The sequence below is a fragment of the Streptomyces sp. NPDC005752 genome (genome assembly GCF_040630715.1).
Classification (GTDB): domain Bacteria; phylum Actinomycetota; class Actinomycetes; order Streptomycetales; family Streptomycetaceae; genus Streptomyces.
The window spans coordinates 69,367-87,704 of sequence record NZ_JBEXYB010000008.1 but is presented as its reverse complement, the minus strand read 5'-3'; the positions used below and the strand labels follow the sequence as shown (position 1 = coordinate 87,704).

Genomic DNA, 18,338 nt, shown 5'->3' with positions numbered 1-18,338 from the left:
ATCGCCGCTCCCGCGCCTCACACCCGCCGGGGCAGGCGCCAGACCTCGTCGATCGCGTCTGAGGTCAGCACCTCGCGGGGATCCCCCTCCGCCCACAGCCGGCCCTCCTGGAGCAGCAGGACGTGGCCGGCTGACCTGGCCACCTCGAGATCATGGGTCGCCTGCACGACCGTCACCCCCTCCTCCGTCACCTCGGCAAGTACGTCGGCGATGAGCCGCTCAGCCTTCGCGTCGAGGCCGGTGGTGGGCTCATCGAGTACGAGCAGGTCCGCCTCCTGCGCCAACCCCTGGGCGACGAGGGCACGCTGGCGCTGGCCACCCGACAGTTCCCCCAGTTGCCGGTGGGCCAGTGAGCTGATGCCGAGTCGGCCCATACTCGTCTCCACCACGTCCAGGTCCTTCGGCGTGAGCCGCCGCCACAGCCCGCGCCGCCCCCACCTCCCCATCGCCACCGCGTCCCGCACGGTCAGCGGCAGCACATCGGCCGCCCTGCTGCGCTGCGTCACGAACGCCGCGCGCATGTCGGTCCGGCGCTCCACCTCGCCTGCTGTTACCTGGATCACTCCGGCGATCACCCCGAGGAGTGTGGACTTGCCCGAGCCGTTCGGACCGACCACCGCGGTTGTGGTGAAAGCCGGTATCCGCAAGGTGAGTTGATCAAGTACCGCACGGTTCGCGTAACCGGCCGACACACCGTCGAGCCTTACCTGTCTCTGCATCTCCCGAGCCTCTTCCCGCCGCGCTTCGTTGTAGTGATAATCATTTTCATTGTAGTGTCCTGCCGCATGGAATGGTTGATGGGCCCCTTCGAGGTGGCCTTTGTCCAACGGGCCCTGTGGGGCGGCACGCTCGTGTCGCTGATCTGTGCCCTGGCGGGCACGTGGGTCGTCCTTCGCGGCATGGCCTTCTTCGGGGACGCGATGTCGCACGGCATGCTCCCCGGGATCGCGCTCGCCTCGCTGCTGGGGGGCAACCTGCTCGTCGGCGCCGCCGTGAGCGCGGCCGTCATGGCGCTCGGGGTCAGCGTCGTCGGACGGTCACCCCGACTGTCGCAGGACACGAGCATCGGTCTGCTCTTCGTGGGGATGCTGTCGCTGGGCGTGATCATCGTGTCGCGCTCGCAGTCCTTCGCGGTCGACCTGACCGGGTTCCTCTTCGGTGATGTGCTCGCCGTGCGTCCGGCCGACCTGGCCTACCTCGGGGGCGCGCTGGTCATCGCGCTGGTGATCTCCGTGCTCGGCTACCGGCCGTTCGTCGCGCTGGCCTTCGACGAGCGCAAGGCGCACACACTGGGGCTCCGGCCACGCCTCGCTCACGCGGCTCTGCTGGCCCTGCTCACCCTGGCCATCGTCGCGTCGTTCCACGTGGTGGGGACGCTGCTGGTCTTCGGCCTGCTGATCGCGCCGCCCGCGGCCATGCTGCCGTGGGCCCGGCGCATCCCGGTGATCATGATCGGCGCCGGCTGCCTGGGAGCGAGCGCGACGTTCATCGGTCTGCTGCTCTCGTGGCACCTCCACACGGCTGCAGGAGCAAGCATCGCGGCGACGGCCGTCGTCCAGTTCCTGCTCTCCACCGCCGCCTCCGGCCTGCGCAACCGGTGGCCGCGGTCCGCTCCGGCCGCACCCTCCGCCCCGACGACCCACCGAACGCACACGGAAATGGAATACGGACGTCAGTCATGACACCCAGGAAGATCCGAACCGCCACAGCACTCTCCTGCGCCGCCCTTGCCTGCTCCGGTCTGCTCGTCGGCTGCCAGGAAGGCAGCGAGACACGGACACCGGCGAAGACCTCGGCGAAACCCCACGGGTACGTCGAGGGAGCCGAGGAAGCCTCCGAGCAGCAGTCCCGGCTCGTACTCGCCGACGCGGGCACGGGTGCGGTCGAGGTCCTGGACCTGATCACCGAGGACATCACCTCACTGAAGCGCGGTGACGGCGTACAAGCTCTGCGCACCGACGGCCGGTTCGCCTATGTGAGCGGCGCCGGGGGAACCCACGTCGTCGACGCGGGCGCCTGGACGGTGGATCACGGCGACCACGTCCACTACTACCGCGCCGCCGTCCGCGACGTGGGTCTCCTCACGGAGACGGACGCCGCCCACATCCACAGCGATCAGGCGGTCACCGCGGTGTCCGCGCCGAAGAGCGGAACCCGGCTGTTCGACCGCAAGGAGCTCGAGGCCGGCACCGTCCCGCGCGGCGGCGAGCTCACCGGCGCGGGAAGCGGGCCGGTCGTCCCCTACAAGGAACACATGCTGGTCACTGGGGCAGGATCCGGGGAGGACGCCGTCGAGGTCCGCGACCGGGACGGCACCCGGGTCACCACGCCGGCGGAGCGGTGCGCCCAGGTGCGCGGCGAGGCCGTGACCCGCCGAGGCGTGGTCTTCGGATGTGCCGACGGGGCGCTGCTGGTCAGCGAGGACAGGGGCACGTTCCACGCACAAAAGATCCCGTACGACACCGCGGTGAAGGCTTCCGAGCGGGCCGTCGACTTCCGTCACCGGGCGAACAGCACCACGCTCGCCGCCTTGTCCGGGGACGACGCCGTCCGGGTCCTCGATGTGACCGACCGCTCCTGGACACGCATCGAGACCGGTCCGGTCGTGGCCGCCAACACCGCCGGAGAGGGTTCTCCGCTGCTCGCGCTCGGCAGGGACGGAGTCCTCACCGCCTACGACATCGCCACCGGGAAGAGCATCGCCCGTAAGGAACTCCTGTCCGAGGGAACGGAGTCCGCCTCGATAGAGGTCGACACCACCCGCGCCTACGTCAACGACGCCGCCGCCAGGAAGGTCTACGAGATCGACTACGACGACGGGCTCAGGCTCGCCCGGACCTTTCCGCTCGGCTTCGCCCCGACGTACATGGTGGAGACCGGCCGATGAGCACCGGATCCGCGACCGTGCGCAGCCGCCGGACACCCGCGCGCCTTCTGCTCGCCTGCCTGGCCGGCGTCCTGCTCCTGGGGGTGGCCGGTTGCGCGGGAGGCGAGCAGAGCCGCCCCTCGGTGGTCGTCACCACGAACATCCTCGGCGACATCACCCGCAACATCGTCGGTGACGAGGCCGAGGTCACCGTGCTGATGCAGGCCGGGGCCGACCCGCACTCCTTCGGAGTCTCGGCTCCGCAGGCGGCGGCCATCGAGCAGGCCGATCTGGTCGTCCACAACGGCCTGGGCCTGGAGGAGAACGTCCTTCGCCATGTGGAGGCCGCGAAGGAGGCGGGCGTCTCCGTCCTGGCGGTCGGGGACGCCGTCGATCCGATCACCTATACGGCGGGCGAGTCCGCCGGCGAGCCCGACCCGCACTTCTGGACCGATCCCGAACGGGTCCGCAGGGCCGTCGGACTGATCTCGGATCAGGTCGCCGAGCACGTGGGGGGCGTCGACAAGGCCGCCGTCGAGAAGAACGCGTCCGCCTACGGGGCGGAGATCGACGAACTGACCACGTGGATGCGAGAACGGTTCGACCAAATCCCTTCCGACCGACGCCGGTTGGTCACCAATCACCATGTCTTCGGATATCTCGCCCAGCGTTTCGGATTCCGGGTCGTGGGCGCGGTGATCCCGAGCGGCACCACGCTCGCCTCACCGAGCGCATCGGATCTCAAGTCCCTGGCCGACACGATCGAGACGACGGGGGTGAAGGCGATCTTCGCCGACTCGTCGCAACCGGACCGACTGGCCCGGGTGCTCGGACGTGAGAGCGGCGTCGAGGTGGACGTCGTGCCGCTGTTCTCCGAATCCCTCACCGAGAAGGGAGAGGGGGCGGCCACCTACCTGGAAATGATGCGCGCCAACACCCGGTCCATAGCCATGGGACTGGGCACCGAATAGCCACGCTGTCGCCGGTCATGAGCGACAGCTCTGGAGAGGGAACACACGAAGTGAAGCATGTAGCACGCCCGAGGAACGCGGCTGCCGCCGCCCTGCTCGCCGCCTCCGTAGCGCTCACCGCCTGCGGTGGTGACGGTGGGAAGCCCGCCGCGAAGGCGGCGGACAACTCGTCCGGTTCACCGGCCGCCCAGGTCGTGAACCCGATCGTCACCACGTACGACGGAGGCCTCTACGTACTCGACGGCACGACACTGAAGCTCGCCGAGGACATACCGCTGGAGGGGTTCAACCGGGTCAACCCCGCGGGCAGCGACCGCCATGTGATGGTTTCCACCTCGACCGGTTTCCGGGTCCTCGACGCAGCGGGCCGGAAGCTCACCGACGTCGAGTTCGAAGGCGGCAAGCCGGGCCACGTCGTCCGTCACGCCGGCAGGACCGTCCTCTTCGCCGACGGCACGGGCGAGGTCACGGTCTTCGACCCGGAGGACCTCGGCGACACCGCGCCGAAGGCCGAGACGTACACCTCCGCCGCGCCGCACCACGGTGTCGCCATCCAGCTCGCCGACGGCAGGCTGGTGACGACCCTCGGCACGGAGGAGAAGCGCGTCGGCATCGCGGTACTGGACGAGGACCGCAAGGAGATCACCCGCAGCGAGGAGTGCCCGGGCGTCCACGGGGAGGCGACCGCCAAGGACGAGGCGGTCGTCATCGGCTGCGAGGACGGAGTCCTGATCTACAAGGACGGCGCCGTCAAGAAGGTGAACAGCCCCACCGAGTACGGCAGGATCGGCAACCAGGCCGGCTCCGACGAGTCGCCCGTCGTCCTCGGCGACTACAAGAAGGACAAGGACGCCGAGCTGGAACGCCCGGAACAGATCTCGCTCATCGACACCGGGACGGGCAAGATGCGGCTCGTCGACATCGGGACGAGCTACACCTTCCGCTCGCTGGCACGCGGTGCGCACGGTGAGGCGCTGGTCCTGGGCACCGACGGCCGCATCCATGTCATCGACCCCGCCACGGGCAAGGTGACCAGGAAGATCTCCGTCCTCGGTTCGTGGCGGGAACCGCTGGACTGGCAGCAGCCCCGCCCGGCGCTGTTCGTGCGCGACCACACGGCATACGTCTCGGACCCGGAGAACAAGAAGCTGGTCGCCGTCGACATCGAGTCGGGCCGGCAACTGGCCTCGACCGAACTGCCCGAGGCTCCCAACGAGCTGAGCGGTGTCGTCGAGCAGCACTGATCCCCCTCCCGAGGTGCAGGAGCGCGTTCCCGCAGGGCGGCAGCGCGCTCCTCCCCCTCGCGCTTCCGAGCCCGCCACCACCTGGATCACCACCCGGACCGTCGCAGGTCATCGCGTACACGGCCGCCCGCGGGGGCGTGTCCACCCGGGCCTCCCCCGGCTTGTCATCACCACCCGCCTGGCACTACTGTCGCCACGCCTTGGTGAACGGGAAATCGGTGTGATGCCGGTGCGGCCCTCGCCACTGTGATCGGGAAGTCCGGCTCCGGCCCTCGCGGGCAGCCACTGGGTCCTTGTGACCCGGGAAGGCGGAGTTCGGGCGGTGTTACCCGTAAGCCAGGAGACCGGCCAAGGCACTTCAACCATCCACGAGGTGCTGGAGAGGGTCTGCTGAGCCATGCACATAGCCGAGGGTTTTCTGCCTCCGGCGCACGCGATCGCCTGGGGTGTCGCGTCCGCGCCGTTCGTCGTCCACGGAGTCCGGTCGCTCACGCGTGAAGTCAGGGAGAACCCTGAGAGCACGTTGCTCCTGGGGGCTTCCGGGGCCTTCACGTTCGTACTTTCCGCCTTGAAGATCCCCTCCGTCACGGGAAGTTGTTCGCATCCCACGGGTACGGGGCTGGGAGCCATCCTGTTCCGCCCGCCGATCATGGCGGTACTGGGCACCATCACCCTGCTCTTCCAGGCGCTGCTGCTCGCCCACGGCGGCCTGACCACGCTCGGCGCCAACGTCTTCTCGATGGCGATCGTCGGGCCCTGGGCGGGGTACGCGGTCTACAAGGCGCTGCGCCGTTACGACGTGCCGCTGATGGTGGCGGTGTTCTTCGCAGCGTTCGTCGCCGACCTGTCCACGTACTGCGTCACCAGCGTGCAGCTGGCGCTCGCCTTCCCGGACCCGAGCAGCGGGTTCCTGGGCGCGCTCGGCAAGTTCGGCTCCATCTTCGCGCTCACCCAGATCCCGCTCGCGGTGAGCGAGGGGCTTCTGACCGTGCTGGTGATGCGGCTCCTCGTGCAGTCCAGCAAGGGGGAGCTGACCCGGCTCGGGGTGTTCCTCAGCGGCAGGCGCACCCCGACCAGGACGGCCGAGACCGAGGCGGTTGCCAAATGAACAAGAACACGAAGATCAACGCCCTTCTCCTGCTCGTCGTGGCCGCGCTGGCCGTCCTGCCCCTGGCCCTCGGCCTCGGCGACGGCCAGGAGGAGCCCTTCGCGGGCGCCGACGCGCAGGCGGAGACCGCGATCACCGAGATCGCCCCCGCGTACGAACCCTGGTTCTCCCCGCTGTACGAACCGCCTTCCGGTGAGGTCGAGTCGGCACTGTTCGCCCTCCAGGCAGCGCTCGGCGCGGGTGTCCTCGCCTACTACTTCGGCGTGCGGCGCGGACGCCGTCAGGGCGAACTGCGGGCGGCCGCCCGGCAGGACGGCGGGGGCACCGGGCCCGGTGCCGGGGAGTCCGCGGCCCGGAGGAACTGAGCGCACGTGCTGCAGATCGATGCGGCGGCGCACAGCAGTCGCTGGCGCCGCCGCCATCCCGTGGACAAAGCCGTGCTCGGACTGGGATTCACGGTTCTCGCCATATCGCTGCCGCCCTGGCCCGGCGCGCCCCTGATCCTGGTCGCCGCCCTGGCCGTGCTGCTGGGGCCGGCGGGCGTGACCGCCCGCCATCTGTGGCGGGCGTACCGGGTGCCCCTGGGGTTCTGCGTCACCGGGGCCGCCACACTGCTCGTCGAGGTCGGCGGGCCCGGGGGGCTCGTCGGCCTGGCCCCAGGGGGGCCGGCACGCGCCGTTGAGTTGCTGCTGCGCACCTCGGCCGCGTCGCTCGGCGTCCTGCTGTTCGCCTTCACCACCCCCGTGTCCGACCTCCTGCCCCGCCTGGTCAGGGCAGGAGTGCCCGCGGCAGTGGTGGACGTGGCCCTGGTGACCTACCGCATGAGCTTCCTGCTCCTCGACTCGGTTCGCCGGATCAGGGAGGCCCAGGCCGCCCGGCTCGGGCACACCACACGGGCCGCGGCCTGGCGGTCCCTGGCCGGGCTCGGAGCCACCGCGTTCATCAGGGCCTTCGACCGCGCGGCGCGGCTCCAGCAGGGGCTGGCGGGGCGGGGCTACGACGGAACCCTGCGCGTCCTGGTGCCCGAGGCCCGCGTCTCCGTCCGGTTCGTGGCCGTGAGCGTCACGCTGCTCATGGCCCTCACCGCACTGACCTTCGCCCTGGAAAGGCCGCTGTCATGAGCGAATCCGTGCTGCTCGCCCTGCGGGGAGCGTCCTTCGCGTACGAGGACGGCCCCGCTGTGCTCAGCGGTCTCGACTTCGAGGCGCGCGAAGGACGTGCTCTCGCCCTGCTCGGTCGCAACGGCAGCGGCAAGACCACGCTGATGCGGCTCCTCAGCGGCGGACTGCGCCCGCGCGAGGGGCAGTTGGCTGTCGAGGGTCGCCCCGTCACGTACGACCGCAAGGGGCTGACCCGGCTGCGCACCACCGTCCAGCTGGTGGTACAGGACCCCGACGACCAGCTGTTCGCCGCGTCCGTCTCCCAGGACGTGTCGTTCGGACCTCTGAATCTGGGCCTGCCCGACACCGAGGTGCGCGCGCGGGTGGACGAGGCGCTCGCCGCCCTCGACATCACCGCCCTGGCGGACCGGCCCACCCACCTCCTCTCCTACGGGCAGCGGAAGCGCGCCGCGATCGCCGGGGCGGTCGCCATGCGGCCCCGGGTGCTGATCCTCGACGAGCCGACCGCCGGGCTCGATCCGGACGGTCAGGAACGGCTGCTCGCCACGCTCGGCACCCTCCGCGACAGCGGCACCACCGTCATGATGGCCACTCACGACGTCGATCTCGCCCTGCGCTGGGCCGACGACGCCGCCCTCCTCACCCCGGCCGGTGTCCGCGCCGGGCCCGCGCCGACGATGCTGGGACGCACGGATCTCCTGCGGGAGGCCGGGCTGCGGTTGCCGTGGGGCATCGCGACCAGTCATATGCTGCGCACGCACGGCCTGTTGGGCGAGACAGCCCCCGGCCCCCGCACCGCCGAGGAACTCGCGGCGGGCTTCGGCCCGCCGGCCGATGCCTGAGGGCCGCCGCCCCGCGACGAGGACCGGTCGCGCGAGTGAGCGGGCGCGCAGGGGCTCCACGATCGCGAAGCCGGGCGTTGATCCGACAATCGGAGTACTACGCCTCGGCCGCAATTCCCGCCGGCTAACAGTTAGCCCATAGGCCGAACCGTTGTACGAATATGACGGGCGGAACTTCACCGGCATATGCATGAGCCACACAGTCGCGGATGATCTCAAATAGTGAGAACCGATCGTGTGACACATCCCCAGGCCACAGGGTTCCGGGGATTGTTTCGACTCGTTGGGCATCGACTTTCGGACTCTTCACAAAGGGTTAACTCCATATGCCCTTCGGCCTGTTAGCGTCCCTAAGGAAGGATGCGTTCCGGAAGGAGGCGAAGGGTGCGCGCAGCGGCGGTCAGGTTCGTGCTCGCGTTCCTGATGGGTTTCCTTCTGGCCCCGTTCTCGGGCACGTCGCCGGCCGAAGCACACGCGTCCGCCCCGGAAGTGCGAGCGACCGGTCTCCCGGATGCGACCGTCGGCGAGACCCACCGTGCGTACGCCACATGCGGCGCCCCCGATCGCGGGGGTGAGTCGAACGGCCTTCTGCGCCATCGTGACCGGCACCGATCGGCGACCCTGACCACTCCCGCGACACCGTCGCGCGCCGCCGTGACGGGTGAAACCGACGGGATGCTCACACCGGCGGCCGTCGCCGCGATGGGCAACGCGCATCGCATCTCCAGATCCTCGATCGCACATTCCTCCCCCGGGCTCCAGGTGTTCCGCTGCTGAGCTGACCCGAGGCGCTCGTCGCACCTGCCCCTGCCCGTCCACAGTCCTGCGGGTCTCGGACCGGAGGGGTAGTGCCGGCCTGCCTTCCGGTCCCCCAGTTCTCGCACGCACACCGACGCGCCGGGCCTCGGCGCGCCAAGGAGGAACCACTGGCATGCAGTCAACCGTCGAACTTTCCGCGGCCGAAGTCCTACACGTCAGCGACAGCGCCGCCTGGGCACCCCCGCCCAGCGACGTCCGCTCGGCCCCCTTCCGCACGGGATGAGGGCCGCCATGGGCCGTCTCGCCACGTTGCCCCACCTGCGGCAGGATTTCGCCGCGTCACTCGTCGTCTTCCTGGTCGCGCTGCCGCTGTGCGTCGGCGTCGCCGTCGCGTCGGGAGTCCCGGCGGAACTGGGTCTGATCACTGGCATCGTGGGTGGTCTCGTCACCGGCTTCATGCGCGGCAGCAGCCTCCAGGTGTCGGGGCCGGCCGCCGGTCTCACCGTTCTCGTCTTCGAGGCCGTCCAGTCCTTCGGGCTGCCCGCGCTCGGGGTGATCGTGCTGACGGCGGGACTGCTGCAGTTGGCCATGGGCGCCCTGCGGCTGGGCCGCTGGTTCAGGGCCATCTCCGTCTCCGTCGTCGAGGGCATGCTCGCCGGCATCGGTCTCGTCCTCATCGCGGGCCAGCTGTACGCGGCCGCAGGCATCGAGGCACCGCTCTCCGGTACGGGCAAGATGGCCGGCATCCCGGGGCTGCTCGCCGACGCCGTGTCCAGCCCGGCGGCTCTCGCCTCCCTCGCGGTCGCCGCCGGGACCATCGCTCTGGTCGTCGGGTGGAACAGGATGCCGAAGCGGGTGCGGGCCGTCCCCGGCGCACTCGCCGCGGTCGTGCTGGCCACCCTGGCCTCGCTGGCGTTCGACCTGCCCGTCGCAACCGTTCAGGTCCAGGGGCTGCTCGATGCCGTCCAGATGCCCGCCCTGTCCGAGTTCGGCGGGCTGGCGAGCTTGAGTCTGCTGGGAACCGTGGCGGCGTTCACGCTGATCGCCTCCGCCGAGAGCCTGTTCAGCGCGGCCGCGGTGGACCGGCTGCACGACGGGCCGCGCACCCAGTACGACAAGGAGCTGATGGCCCAGGGGACGGGTAACACCGTGTGCGGCATTCTCGGCGCGCTGCCGATGACCGCGGTCATCGTGCGCAGCTCGGCCAATGTCCAGGCGGGCGCGCGGACCAAGGCCTCCCGGGTGCTGCACGGCGTGTGGCTGCTCCTGTTCGCGGCCCTGCTTCCGTCGGCCCTGGGTCTCATTCCTCTGCCGGCCCTCGCCGGCATCCTCATCCACGCAGGATGCAAGCTCATCCCTCTGCGCTCTCTCGTCGCCCTGTGGCGCGAGCACCGCGGCGAGGCGCTGATCCTGGTCGTCACGGCCCTGGCGATCGTGACGGTGAACATGTTCGAGGGTGTTCTGACCGGTCTCGCCCTGTCGGTAGCCAAGGCCGCCTGGGACGCCTCCCACATCAGGCTGGAGGTCGTCGACAGCAGCGCCGACGGAGTGCGGGCACGGCTGTCGGGTAATGCGACCTTCCTGCGGCTGCCGAAGATACTCGACAGTCTGGAGGCCCTGCCCAAGGACCGCCCCATCGCCCTGGATCTCTCCGGACTGCACCATCTCGACCACGCCTGCCGCACGGCACTGGAGAACTGGGCGGAACGGCACAGCTCCTCCGGTACCGAGCCCGTGCAGCTGACCCGGACGGACGTGATGACCACCGCGCCCTGACGGCACGGACGACTCGCCGGATGCCTCCAGCAGGTGTCCGGCGAGTCGCCGGTGGTCAGCCGTTGGGCAGGATGACCGCGCGGCCGTTGATCCTGCCGGCGTGCAGCCGCTCGTAGGCGAGCGGGGCCTCTTCGATGGAGTACGTCTCGACGTGCACGTCGACGGCACCGGCGTGGGCGAGCTCGATGACCTCGGCGAGTTCCCCGCGCGAGCCCCAGTACGGCGCGGTGACCGACGTGGAGAACGGCAGGACACCGAATCCGACGGGCAGCAGACCGCCGCCGATACCGACGATGGTGACGTCGCTGTCGATCGAGGCTGCCTCACCTGCCGTCTTGACGGTCGGCTCGGCGCCGACGAAGTCGAAGACGACTTTGGCGCCGATACCACCGGTCAGTTCGCGGACCTTGGCTGCCGCGTCCTTGTCGGACAGCACCGCCTCGTGCGCGCCGACGGCCCGGGCGAGTGCCAGCTTCTCCTCGGTGACGTCGAGGGCGATGACCCGTACGGCGGTCATGGCGCGCAGGAGCTGGATGGCCACGTGACCGAGGCCGCCGGTGCCGATGACCACAGCGGTGGCGCCGGGCAGCAGCTTCGGCAGCGAGCGCTTTATCGCGTGGTACGGGGTGAGGCCCGCATCCGTGAGCGAGACCGTCCTGACCGGGTCGAGGTCGCCGATGGGGGTCAGGTGACGGGCGTCGTCGACGATCATGTACTCGGCCATGGCGCCCGGGTTGCCCAGTCCCGGTGGGTTGATGCCGAGGTCCGCGGCGCGCAGACAGTAGTTCTCCCTGCCCTCCGCACAGTTCACGCAGGTGCCGCAGCCCCAGGGGCCGTAGACGGCCACCGCGTCCCCGACGGTGACACCCACCGTCCCTTCGCCGAGTGCGGCGACAGTACCGACACCCTCGTGCCCGAGGGTGAGCGGCAGTCGGTAGGGAAACCCTTCGGCGGGCCAGCTCATCACGGCGATGTCCGAGTGGCAGACACCGGCTGCGCCGACCTTCAGCAGGATCTGGCCGGGGCCCGCCACGGGCTCCGCGATCTCGACGACCTCGGGGGCGGCGCCGATGGTGCGGTACTGGACGGCTTTCATGGCTCTCCTTCGTTCTCCGGACTTCCTTTGTGACCCCCGTGGTGGCGGTGCGCCACTCGGGGGATCCGGAGACGCAGAGGCGTGCGCCGTCCACCAGGTGGCGGGACCGCACTCGACGCGCCCGCGGGTGCCGAGGATCGCCGGAGAGGCCGGGAGCGGCGCCCGCGGCCAGGAAGACCGGTAGTAGCCGCTCATCTCCGAGAAGCGGGTTCCGCGGGCAACGAGTACCGCACGCCTGTGAGCCGTTCCGAGAGCACCCACAGCTGACGGGCCGTGGCGGAGTCCCGGACGGCGCGTTCCCGGCTGCGCAGCACCGGCTCGCCACGGAGCTGGAACAGCCCGTCGGGTGCGACGTAGCTCCCCCCTGGCAGGTCGGGGGTGGTTGCTGCGTAGAGAGAGGTCCTGGCCCCGTCGACGGTGGGACGGAAAGCGATGCGCAGGAGCAGGCGCGTGAGGATCCCGTACACGCGGCCCCGTGCACCGTTGGCGCCGCCCGTGAGCACGTTGGAGCGTGTGAGTCCGGGGGCGACAGCCATGCTGCGCAGCCTCAGCCCGGCAGCATCGGCCCGTCGCTGCAGTTCCATGGCGAAGTAGAGATTGGCCCGCTTGGACTGCACGTAGGCGAACGCCGCTCGATAGCGGCGCTCAGCGTTGAGGTTGGTCATGTCGAACCGGGCGAATCGCTGGCCCTCGCTGCTGACCGTGACCACGCACGGGTGGGCGGCGGCCAGCAGGTGAGGCATGAGCAGGCCGGTGAGCGCGAACGTGCCGAGGTGGTTGACGCCGAACTGGGACTCGAAGCCGTCGACGGTCCGGGAGAACGGAACCATGGCCACGCCTGCGTTGTTGACCAGGAGGTCGAGCCGGTCGTGACTCCAGCTCTCGGCGAATCCACGGATGGATTTCGAGTCGGCGAGATCGAGCATACGCACTTCGGCGTGAGCGCCGGGGACTTCGGTCCGCAGCCGCTCGACTGCCGCCCGCCCCCGCTCGTGACTGCGGCAGGCAAGGACGACATGCGCGCCGCGGCGGGCCAGTTCACGAGCGGTGACATATCCGATGCCGCTGTTGGCGCCGGTGACGACCGCCAGCCGTCCCGACTGGTCAGGGATGGAATCCAACGACCAGCTCACGCGCGGACCTGTCTGCGGCGGGCTCGCGGAGCGATGGCCGACCGGGTGAGGGCTGTATTCGGCGCCGTACGCGACTGTGTCGTCATGGTCGCGCAGTGAGGCTCGGGCGGCTGCCCGGGAGTCACGGGGCATAGGGGCCTCGATCCGTGGGTCAGGAGTGCCTGCGGTCCCCGTCGAGCGCGACCGCATTGCAACTCGAAGTTGCGATAAGCTGATCCTGTCGCATGCACCACCATCAACGCAACCAGGAGTTGCAATGGAGACTGTCGGGTCGTCCTCCTCGCGTGCCCCCGCTGTCGGACGAGGTACCAAGATGCGCGCCGCCGTGCTGGCGGCCACCGTCACCGAGCTCACGAGGACCGGGTACGCGGCACTCACCGTGGACGGCGTCGCCAGGCGGGCCGGCGTACACAAGACGACGATCTACCGGAACTGGAAGGACTCCGACGGCCTTGTGGCCGACGCGCTGGTCGGTCACTTCTCCGCAGACATCCCGATCCCCGACACTGGGGCGGTGGAGAGCGACCTGCGCGCGCTGGCCCGCTCCCTCGTCGCCACCATGACCACGCGAGCAGGCCGAGCCCTGCTCGCCACCGTCCTCTCGGACGCCGTACGCATCCCGCGGCTCGCCGAAGTCAAGCACGCGCTCTTCGTCGACCGGTTCCGGCGTGCGGAACCCGTGGTCACGCGAGCCGTCGAGCGCGGCGAACTACCCGCGGAGACCGATCCGGCCGAACTCCTCAAGGCCCTCGCCGCGCCGATCTACTTCCGGCTCGTGTTCACCGGCGAGGAGGTCGGCGAGGCGACCGCAGACGGGGCAGTGCGCGTCGCCCTCGCCGCCGCGTACGCCCGCGCTTTCCCGGCAGCCTGACCACGGCCCCGGGGGCGGCATCGGCCTGTCGTTCCTTCATGCAACCGGGCGGGGACGGCACCGCGCCGGACGCACGCCGTACGGGGTCGGCACGGCGCTGTGCACCCGCTGCGCGCGAGGCGGCGGAACAGGTGCCGACGCTGCTCGCCCGTTCGGCACTCGGCGCACGCGTCGTGGAAGAGATCATGACTGCGGCGCGTCAGCCGCGCGGCGGGCGTGAGGCCCGCGCGGCTGACGCGCCGCAGTCCGACAGTTCCTCCGGCTAGGACAGGGAATCCGCCCCTTGCGGCGTCTCCTTGCGGTCGCGGCTCAGCGCACCCGGCCACCAGGCTTTGCGTCCGATGTCCATGACCAGGGCGGGCACCAGGAGCGAGCGCACGACGAGCGTGTCCAGCAGGACGCCGAAGGCGACGATGAACGCGATCTGGACCAGGAAGGCGAGCGGGATCACTCCGAGGGCCGCGAAGGTGGCCGCCAGGACGACGCCCGCCGAGGTGATGACCCCGCCCGTGGTGGTGAGTCCGCGCAGTACGCCCTGCCGGGTTCCGTGGATCAGGGACTCCTCGCGGACCCGGGACATCAGGAAGATGTTGTAGTCGACGCCCAGGGCGACCAGGAAGACGAATCCGTACAGCGGCACGGAGGAGTCCGTACCGCTGAAGCCGAGGACGTGCTCGAAGACCAGCGACGAGATGCCCAGGGTGGCAAGGAAGTTGAGCGCCACCGTGGCCACGAGGAGGAGCGGCATCAGCAACGAGCGGAGGAGGCCGATCAGGATGACGAGGATGATGACCAGCACCACCGGCACGATGATGTTGCGGTCGTGCTCGGCGGTCTTCTGGGTGTCGTACTGCTGTGCGGTGTAGCCGCCCACCAGCGCTTCCGCGTCCGGTACGGCGTGGACCGCGTCGCGCAGCCGGGTGACCGTCTCCTTGGCCGCGTCACTGTCCGCCGCGGCCTCCAGGGTGGCGTCGATGCGCACCCGGCCGTCCACGACGAGGGGCTCTCCGCCGCCGGGGCGTCCGGACTCCGTCATCACGGAGACGCTCGCGACCCCGGGGACCTTCTCGGCCGCGGCGACCACCTGGGCCGACCGGTCCGCGCCGGCGATCACGACGGCGGGGTTGCCCGATCCGCCGGGGAAGTGCCGGCCCAGGGACTCCTGAGCCGTGACGGACGGGGCGTCGTTGACGAAGGTCTCCTGGAGGGGCACACCCTTGCTGTTCAGCGTCGGCATGAAGGCCGCGCAGGCCAGAAGGCCGATCAGTGTGACGGCCCAGACCTTGCGCGGGGAGCGGTCGACCAGAGCCGCGACCCGCGACCAGATGCCCGTGGAACCGGACTCGGGCTCGGTGCGGCCCTTCTTCGGGCCGGACGGCCAGTACGCGGCCCTGCCGAGGAGGACCAGGACGGCGGGCAGGAAGGTGAGAGCGCTCAGGACGGAGCACACGATGCCGATGGCACCGACGGGTCCGAGAGCGCGGTTGTTGGTCAGGTCGCTGAGCAGGAGGGCGAGCAGCCCGAGGGCCACGGTGGCGGCGCTGGCCGTGATCGGCCCGGCGGACTCACGCAGCGCCGCGCGCATCGCGGTCCACCGGTCGGGCCGCCGTACGAGCTCCTCGCGGAACCGTGCGGTGAGCAGCAGCGCGTAGTCCGTGGCGGCTCCGATCACCAGGATCGACAGGATGCCCTGGACCTGACCGTCGACGCGGACGATGTCGTGGTCCGCCAGTACGTAGACGATCGCGCAGGAGACGCCGAGCGCGAAGACGGCGCCGATGATGATGATCAGAGGCAGCAGGACGCTGCGGTAGACCAGGAGCAGGATGACGAGCACGGTCACCAGCGCGACACCGAGCAGCAGCCCGTCGATTCCGGCGAAGGCGTCCGACAGGTCGGCCTGGGAGGCAGCCGGACCGGCCAGCCCGACCACCGTGCCCGGGACGTCTTCCGCCGCGCTCCGGACCTGCGCGAGGACGTCGGGAAGTTCGTCCCCGAGGTCGGGCCTCAGCTGGACGACGCCCTGCAGCGCCTTGCGGTCCTCGGACAGCAGCGCGGGACTCACCTTGCCGGTCACCCCCGGCCCGCCCTCGACCGACGCGAGGGCGGCGGTAGCCGCCTTCTGCTGCTCAGGACCGACCTCCCCGCCGTCCTCGTCCGAGGTCCAGACCACCACGGCGGGCACGGTCTCCTGCCGGCTGAACGCCTCCTGGGCTTCGACGACCCTGGTGGACTCGGCGCTCTGCGGCAGGAACGCGGCCTGGTCGTTGGTCGCTACCTCCCCGAGTTTCCCCGCGTACGAGCCGAACGCGCCGCCGACGACGAGCCAGGCGAGTACGAGGAACACGGGGACAAGAATCAGCCGGCGAACCGGCTTCGATGCGGTGGACATGGGACTCCTGGGTCGGCCACTATCTCTCAACCATGATGTATCTCAATCATTGAGATTACATGGCCGATGAGGCACCCACGCACCGGCCCGGCGTTTCAGCGCCTGGGAACCTGCATACCTTCGAGCTGACCGTTCATCCGCGCGAGGAAGCGCAGCGCGGCCTCCAGCTCCTGGGGACCGGCCATGTCGCGCGCGCCGGCCGCCGCCTCCGCGAGCGGCATGAAGAACGAACGCGCGGCCGCCCTGGCGCCGGACTCGTAGTACAGGTGCACGACGCGGCGGTCGGAGCTCTCCCGCGCACGCCTGATGTGCCCCGCGCGTTCGAGCCGGTCGAGGCACGCGGTCACCGCACCGGAGGTCAGGCCGAGATGATCCCGCAGCCGTCCCGGAGTGAGCGGGGTCTCCGAGTCCAGGATGGCTCCGAGTGCCTGCACGTCCGTGGCATGCAGGCCCTGCGCGTGCGCGAAAGCATGAACCAGCCGGTTGATCTCGCCGTTCATCCGGCGCAGCTCCACGGCGAGGGCCTGGAGCTCCGACATCCCGGTCGCATCCGCACCAGAAACGTCGCGAGGGTTGTCTGCTCTGTCCACCGCCCCATACTAGGGCGCCTGCGACGACAGGCCGGCCCCCTCCCCCGACCTGCGCCGAGTCCGCTTGCGCGGCCCATCTCGCACCTATACTTCTACAGTTGTGTAGAACCCGGCTGAACGCGTTCTCCGCGTACGGAAGAAGGAGTGAACGCCACGATGGTGTTCAAGAAGCTGCTCGGTTCCCTCGGCGTGGGCGGCCCCACCGTGGACACGGTGCTGCAGCCCGGCCCGGCCGTTCCCGGCGGCGGGCTGAGCGGCGAGGTCCGGCTCAAGGGCGGCAACACCGATGCGACGATCGAGCACATCACCCTGGAGCTCGTCGCACGCGTCGAGGCGGAACACGAGGACGGCGAGGCCGAGGGGGGCGTCGTCTTCGAGCGCTTCACCGTCGGCGGCGGCTTCGTGCTCGGCGAGGGCGAGGAGCGCAGCGTCCCGTTCGGCGTGACGCTCCCGTGGGAGACCCCTGTCACCGAGCTCTACGGCCAGGACCTCGGCATCGTCCTGGGGGTGCGCACGGAGCTCTCGGTAGCGGGCGCCCGGGACAAGGGGGATCTCGATCGCCTCACGGTGGGCCCCCTGCCCGCCCAGGAGGCCGTTCTCGAAGCACTCGGACAGCTCGGCTTCGGCTTCCGGTCCGCCGACCTGGAGCTCGGACACATCGGCGGCAGCGGCCAGCGACTGCCCTTCTACCAGGAGATCGAGCTCTCTCCCTCCGCGCGGTACGCGGACCGGGTCAACGAGGTCGAGGTGACGTTCCTGGCCGGACCCGAAGGCCTGGATGTCGTACTGGAGGCCGACAAGCGGGGAGGCCTCTTCTCCGAAGGCGGCGACGCCCTCGGCCGTTTCACCGTCGGCCATCACGAGGTGCAGGGCCGCGACTGGGTCACCGAGGTGGACGGCCGGATCCAGGCGCTGATCGAAGCACGCACCCCGCACCGGGCCCATGAGGGGTACGGACACGACGACGGACACCCGCAGCACCATGCCGGTCCGGGGATGGGCACCGTGGTCGCGGCCGGCGCGGCAGGGGTTGCCGTGGGCGTCGTGGGCGGAATGGTCGCCGCCGAAGTCGTCGACGAGGTGGGCGACTTCTTCGAGGGCGACGACGAGGAAGAGGAGAGCGACGAGGGCTGAGCGGGCCGGAACACACCCTGCCACCACCTTCTACAGTGCTGTAGATTTGATGTGCCGCTGCGGCAGGGAAGGCCCCGGGGGGCGCCGACCGGGAGAGCGCCGCACACTCACCAGGGAGAAGACAGCCGTCATGTTCGGAATCAGCGAGATCGCGATCTTTCTCGTCATCGTCGTCCTGGTGTTCGGCGCCAGGAAGCTCCCTGAACTCGCCCGCTCCCTGGGCAAGTCGGCTCGGATCCTGAAGAGCGAGGCGCGGGCCCTGAAGGCCGACGGCGTCTCCCCCACCGTCCCGTCGGAGCCGCGCGCCGACGGGACGGACGCCCCCCAGGTCATCAGGGGCACGGCCACGGAGAAGCCCGGCCCTCACTGAGTCCGTACCCACCCCGCCCACCCCGCCACCCGCAGGGGTGGGCTTCGGCGTGTCCCGGCCCCGTC

17 protein-coding genes and 1 riboswitch are annotated in these 18,338 nt (G+C 70.2%); of the genes, 12 read left to right on the top strand and 5 right to left on the bottom strand.

What is annotated here, in order from left to right; genetic code table 11:
- Positions 1-17: 17 nt before the first annotated feature.
- Positions 18-719, bottom strand: coding sequence for a zinc ABC transporter ATP-binding protein AztA (aztA, locus tag ABZ441_RS09370; RefSeq protein WP_358970087.1), 702 nt, complete (start codon positions 717-719; stop codon positions 18-20).
- Between the two features lie 66 nt (positions 720-785).
- On the opposite strand from aztA, the gene aztB reads away from it, so the two are divergent.
- From aztB to ABZ441_RS09325, 9 genes are all read left to right on the top strand, one after another.
- A complete protein-coding gene (aztB, locus tag ABZ441_RS09365; protein WP_358970085.1) occupies positions 786-1,682 on the top strand; it encodes a zinc ABC transporter permease AztB in 897 nt (298 codons plus the stop codon).
- Complete coding sequence (locus tag ABZ441_RS09360; protein WP_358970083.1) at positions 1,679-2,887, top strand: hypothetical protein; 1,209 nt, start codon at positions 1,679-1,681, stop codon at positions 2,885-2,887. Before aztB ends, ABZ441_RS09360 begins: the two co-directional genes overlap by 4 nt.
- Positions 2,884-3,837 carry a zinc ABC transporter substrate-binding protein AztC gene (aztC, locus tag ABZ441_RS09355; protein WP_358970081.1) on the top strand — a complete coding sequence of 318 codons (954 nt, stop codon included), beginning with the start codon at positions 2,884-2,886 and terminating at the stop codon, positions 3,835-3,837. The genes ABZ441_RS09360 and aztC overlap by 4 nt, the downstream gene beginning before the upstream one ends.
- 50 nt (positions 3,838-3,887) lie before the next feature.
- Positions 3,888-5,081, top strand: a complete 1,194-nt coding sequence (aztD, locus tag ABZ441_RS09350) for a zinc metallochaperone AztD (RefSeq protein WP_358970079.1) — start codon at positions 3,888-3,890, stop codon at positions 5,079-5,081.
- 162 nt (positions 5,082-5,243) lie between these two features.
- Positions 5,244-5,449, top strand: a riboswitch (cobalamin riboswitch).
- Positions 5,450-5,478: 29 nt separating this feature from the next.
- Complete coding sequence (locus ABZ441_RS09345) at positions 5,479-6,189, top strand: energy-coupling factor ABC transporter permease (RefSeq protein ID WP_358970078.1); 711 nt, start codon at positions 5,479-5,481, stop codon at positions 6,187-6,189.
- Positions 6,186-6,554, top strand: a complete 369-nt coding sequence (locus ABZ441_RS09340; protein ID WP_358970077.1) for an energy-coupling factor ABC transporter substrate-binding protein — start codon at positions 6,186-6,188, stop codon at positions 6,552-6,554. Before ABZ441_RS09345 ends, ABZ441_RS09340 begins: the two co-directional genes overlap by 4 nt.
- 6 nt (positions 6,555-6,560) lie before the next feature.
- Positions 6,561-7,310 carry a cobalt ECF transporter T component CbiQ gene (gene cbiQ / locus ABZ441_RS09335; protein ID WP_358970075.1) on the top strand — a complete coding sequence of 250 codons (750 nt, stop codon included), beginning with the start codon at positions 6,561-6,563 and terminating at the stop codon, positions 7,308-7,310.
- Positions 7,307-8,152 (top strand): ATP-binding cassette domain-containing protein, encoded by an 846-nt coding sequence (locus ABZ441_RS09330; RefSeq protein ID WP_358970073.1) that lies wholly within the window; start codon positions 7,307-7,309, stop codon positions 8,150-8,152. Before cbiQ ends, ABZ441_RS09330 begins: the two co-directional genes overlap by 4 nt.
- Positions 8,153-9,202: 1,050 nt before the next feature.
- A complete protein-coding gene (locus tag ABZ441_RS09325) occupies positions 9,203-10,687 on the top strand; it encodes a SulP family inorganic anion transporter (RefSeq protein ID WP_358970071.1) in 1,485 nt (494 codons plus the stop codon).
- 55 nt (positions 10,688-10,742) lie between these two features.
- Here ABZ441_RS09325 and ABZ441_RS09320 read toward each other — a convergent pair whose 3' ends face one another.
- Positions 10,743-11,783: an NAD(P)-dependent alcohol dehydrogenase gene (locus ABZ441_RS09320; RefSeq protein WP_358970069.1), complete on the bottom strand. Its 1,041-nt coding sequence runs from the start codon at positions 11,781-11,783 to the stop codon at positions 10,743-10,745.
- Between the two features lie 191 nt (positions 11,784-11,974).
- The gene (locus ABZ441_RS09315; RefSeq protein WP_358970067.1) at positions 11,975-12,916 is read right to left on the bottom strand and encodes an oxidoreductase; all 942 of its coding nucleotides are present in this window, start codon (positions 12,914-12,916) and stop codon (positions 11,975-11,977) included.
- 256 nt (positions 12,917-13,172) lie between these two features.
- Here ABZ441_RS09315 and ABZ441_RS09310 point away from each other — a divergent pair, with 256 nt between their 5' ends.
- On the top strand, positions 13,173-13,787 hold the full coding sequence (locus ABZ441_RS09310) for a TetR/AcrR family transcriptional regulator (RefSeq protein ID WP_358970065.1): 615 nt from the start codon (positions 13,173-13,175) through the stop codon (positions 13,785-13,787).
- A 262-nt stretch (positions 13,788-14,049) separates the two neighbouring features.
- On the opposite strand, the gene ABZ441_RS09305 is transcribed toward ABZ441_RS09310, so the two are convergent.
- Positions 14,050-16,179, bottom strand: coding sequence for an MMPL family transporter (locus ABZ441_RS09305; RefSeq protein WP_358970063.1), 2,130 nt, complete (start codon positions 16,177-16,179; stop codon positions 14,050-14,052).
- A 95-nt stretch (positions 16,180-16,274) separates the two neighbouring features.
- Positions 16,275-16,718 (bottom strand): helix-turn-helix domain-containing protein, encoded by a 444-nt coding sequence (locus ABZ441_RS09300; RefSeq protein WP_358970061.1) that lies wholly within the window; start codon positions 16,716-16,718, stop codon positions 16,275-16,277.
- Positions 16,719-16,925: 207 nt separating this feature from the next.
- Between ABZ441_RS09300 and ABZ441_RS09295 the strand changes: the two genes are divergently transcribed.
- Positions 16,926-17,903: a sporulation protein gene (locus ABZ441_RS09295; RefSeq protein WP_358970220.1), complete on the top strand. Its 978-nt coding sequence runs from the start codon at positions 16,926-16,928 to the stop codon at positions 17,901-17,903.
- Positions 17,904-18,033: 130 nt separating this feature from the next.
- On the top strand, positions 18,034-18,273 hold the full coding sequence (locus ABZ441_RS09290; protein WP_358970059.1) for a twin-arginine translocase TatA/TatE family subunit: 240 nt from the start codon (positions 18,034-18,036) through the stop codon (positions 18,271-18,273).
- Positions 18,274-18,338 lie beyond the last annotated feature (65 nt).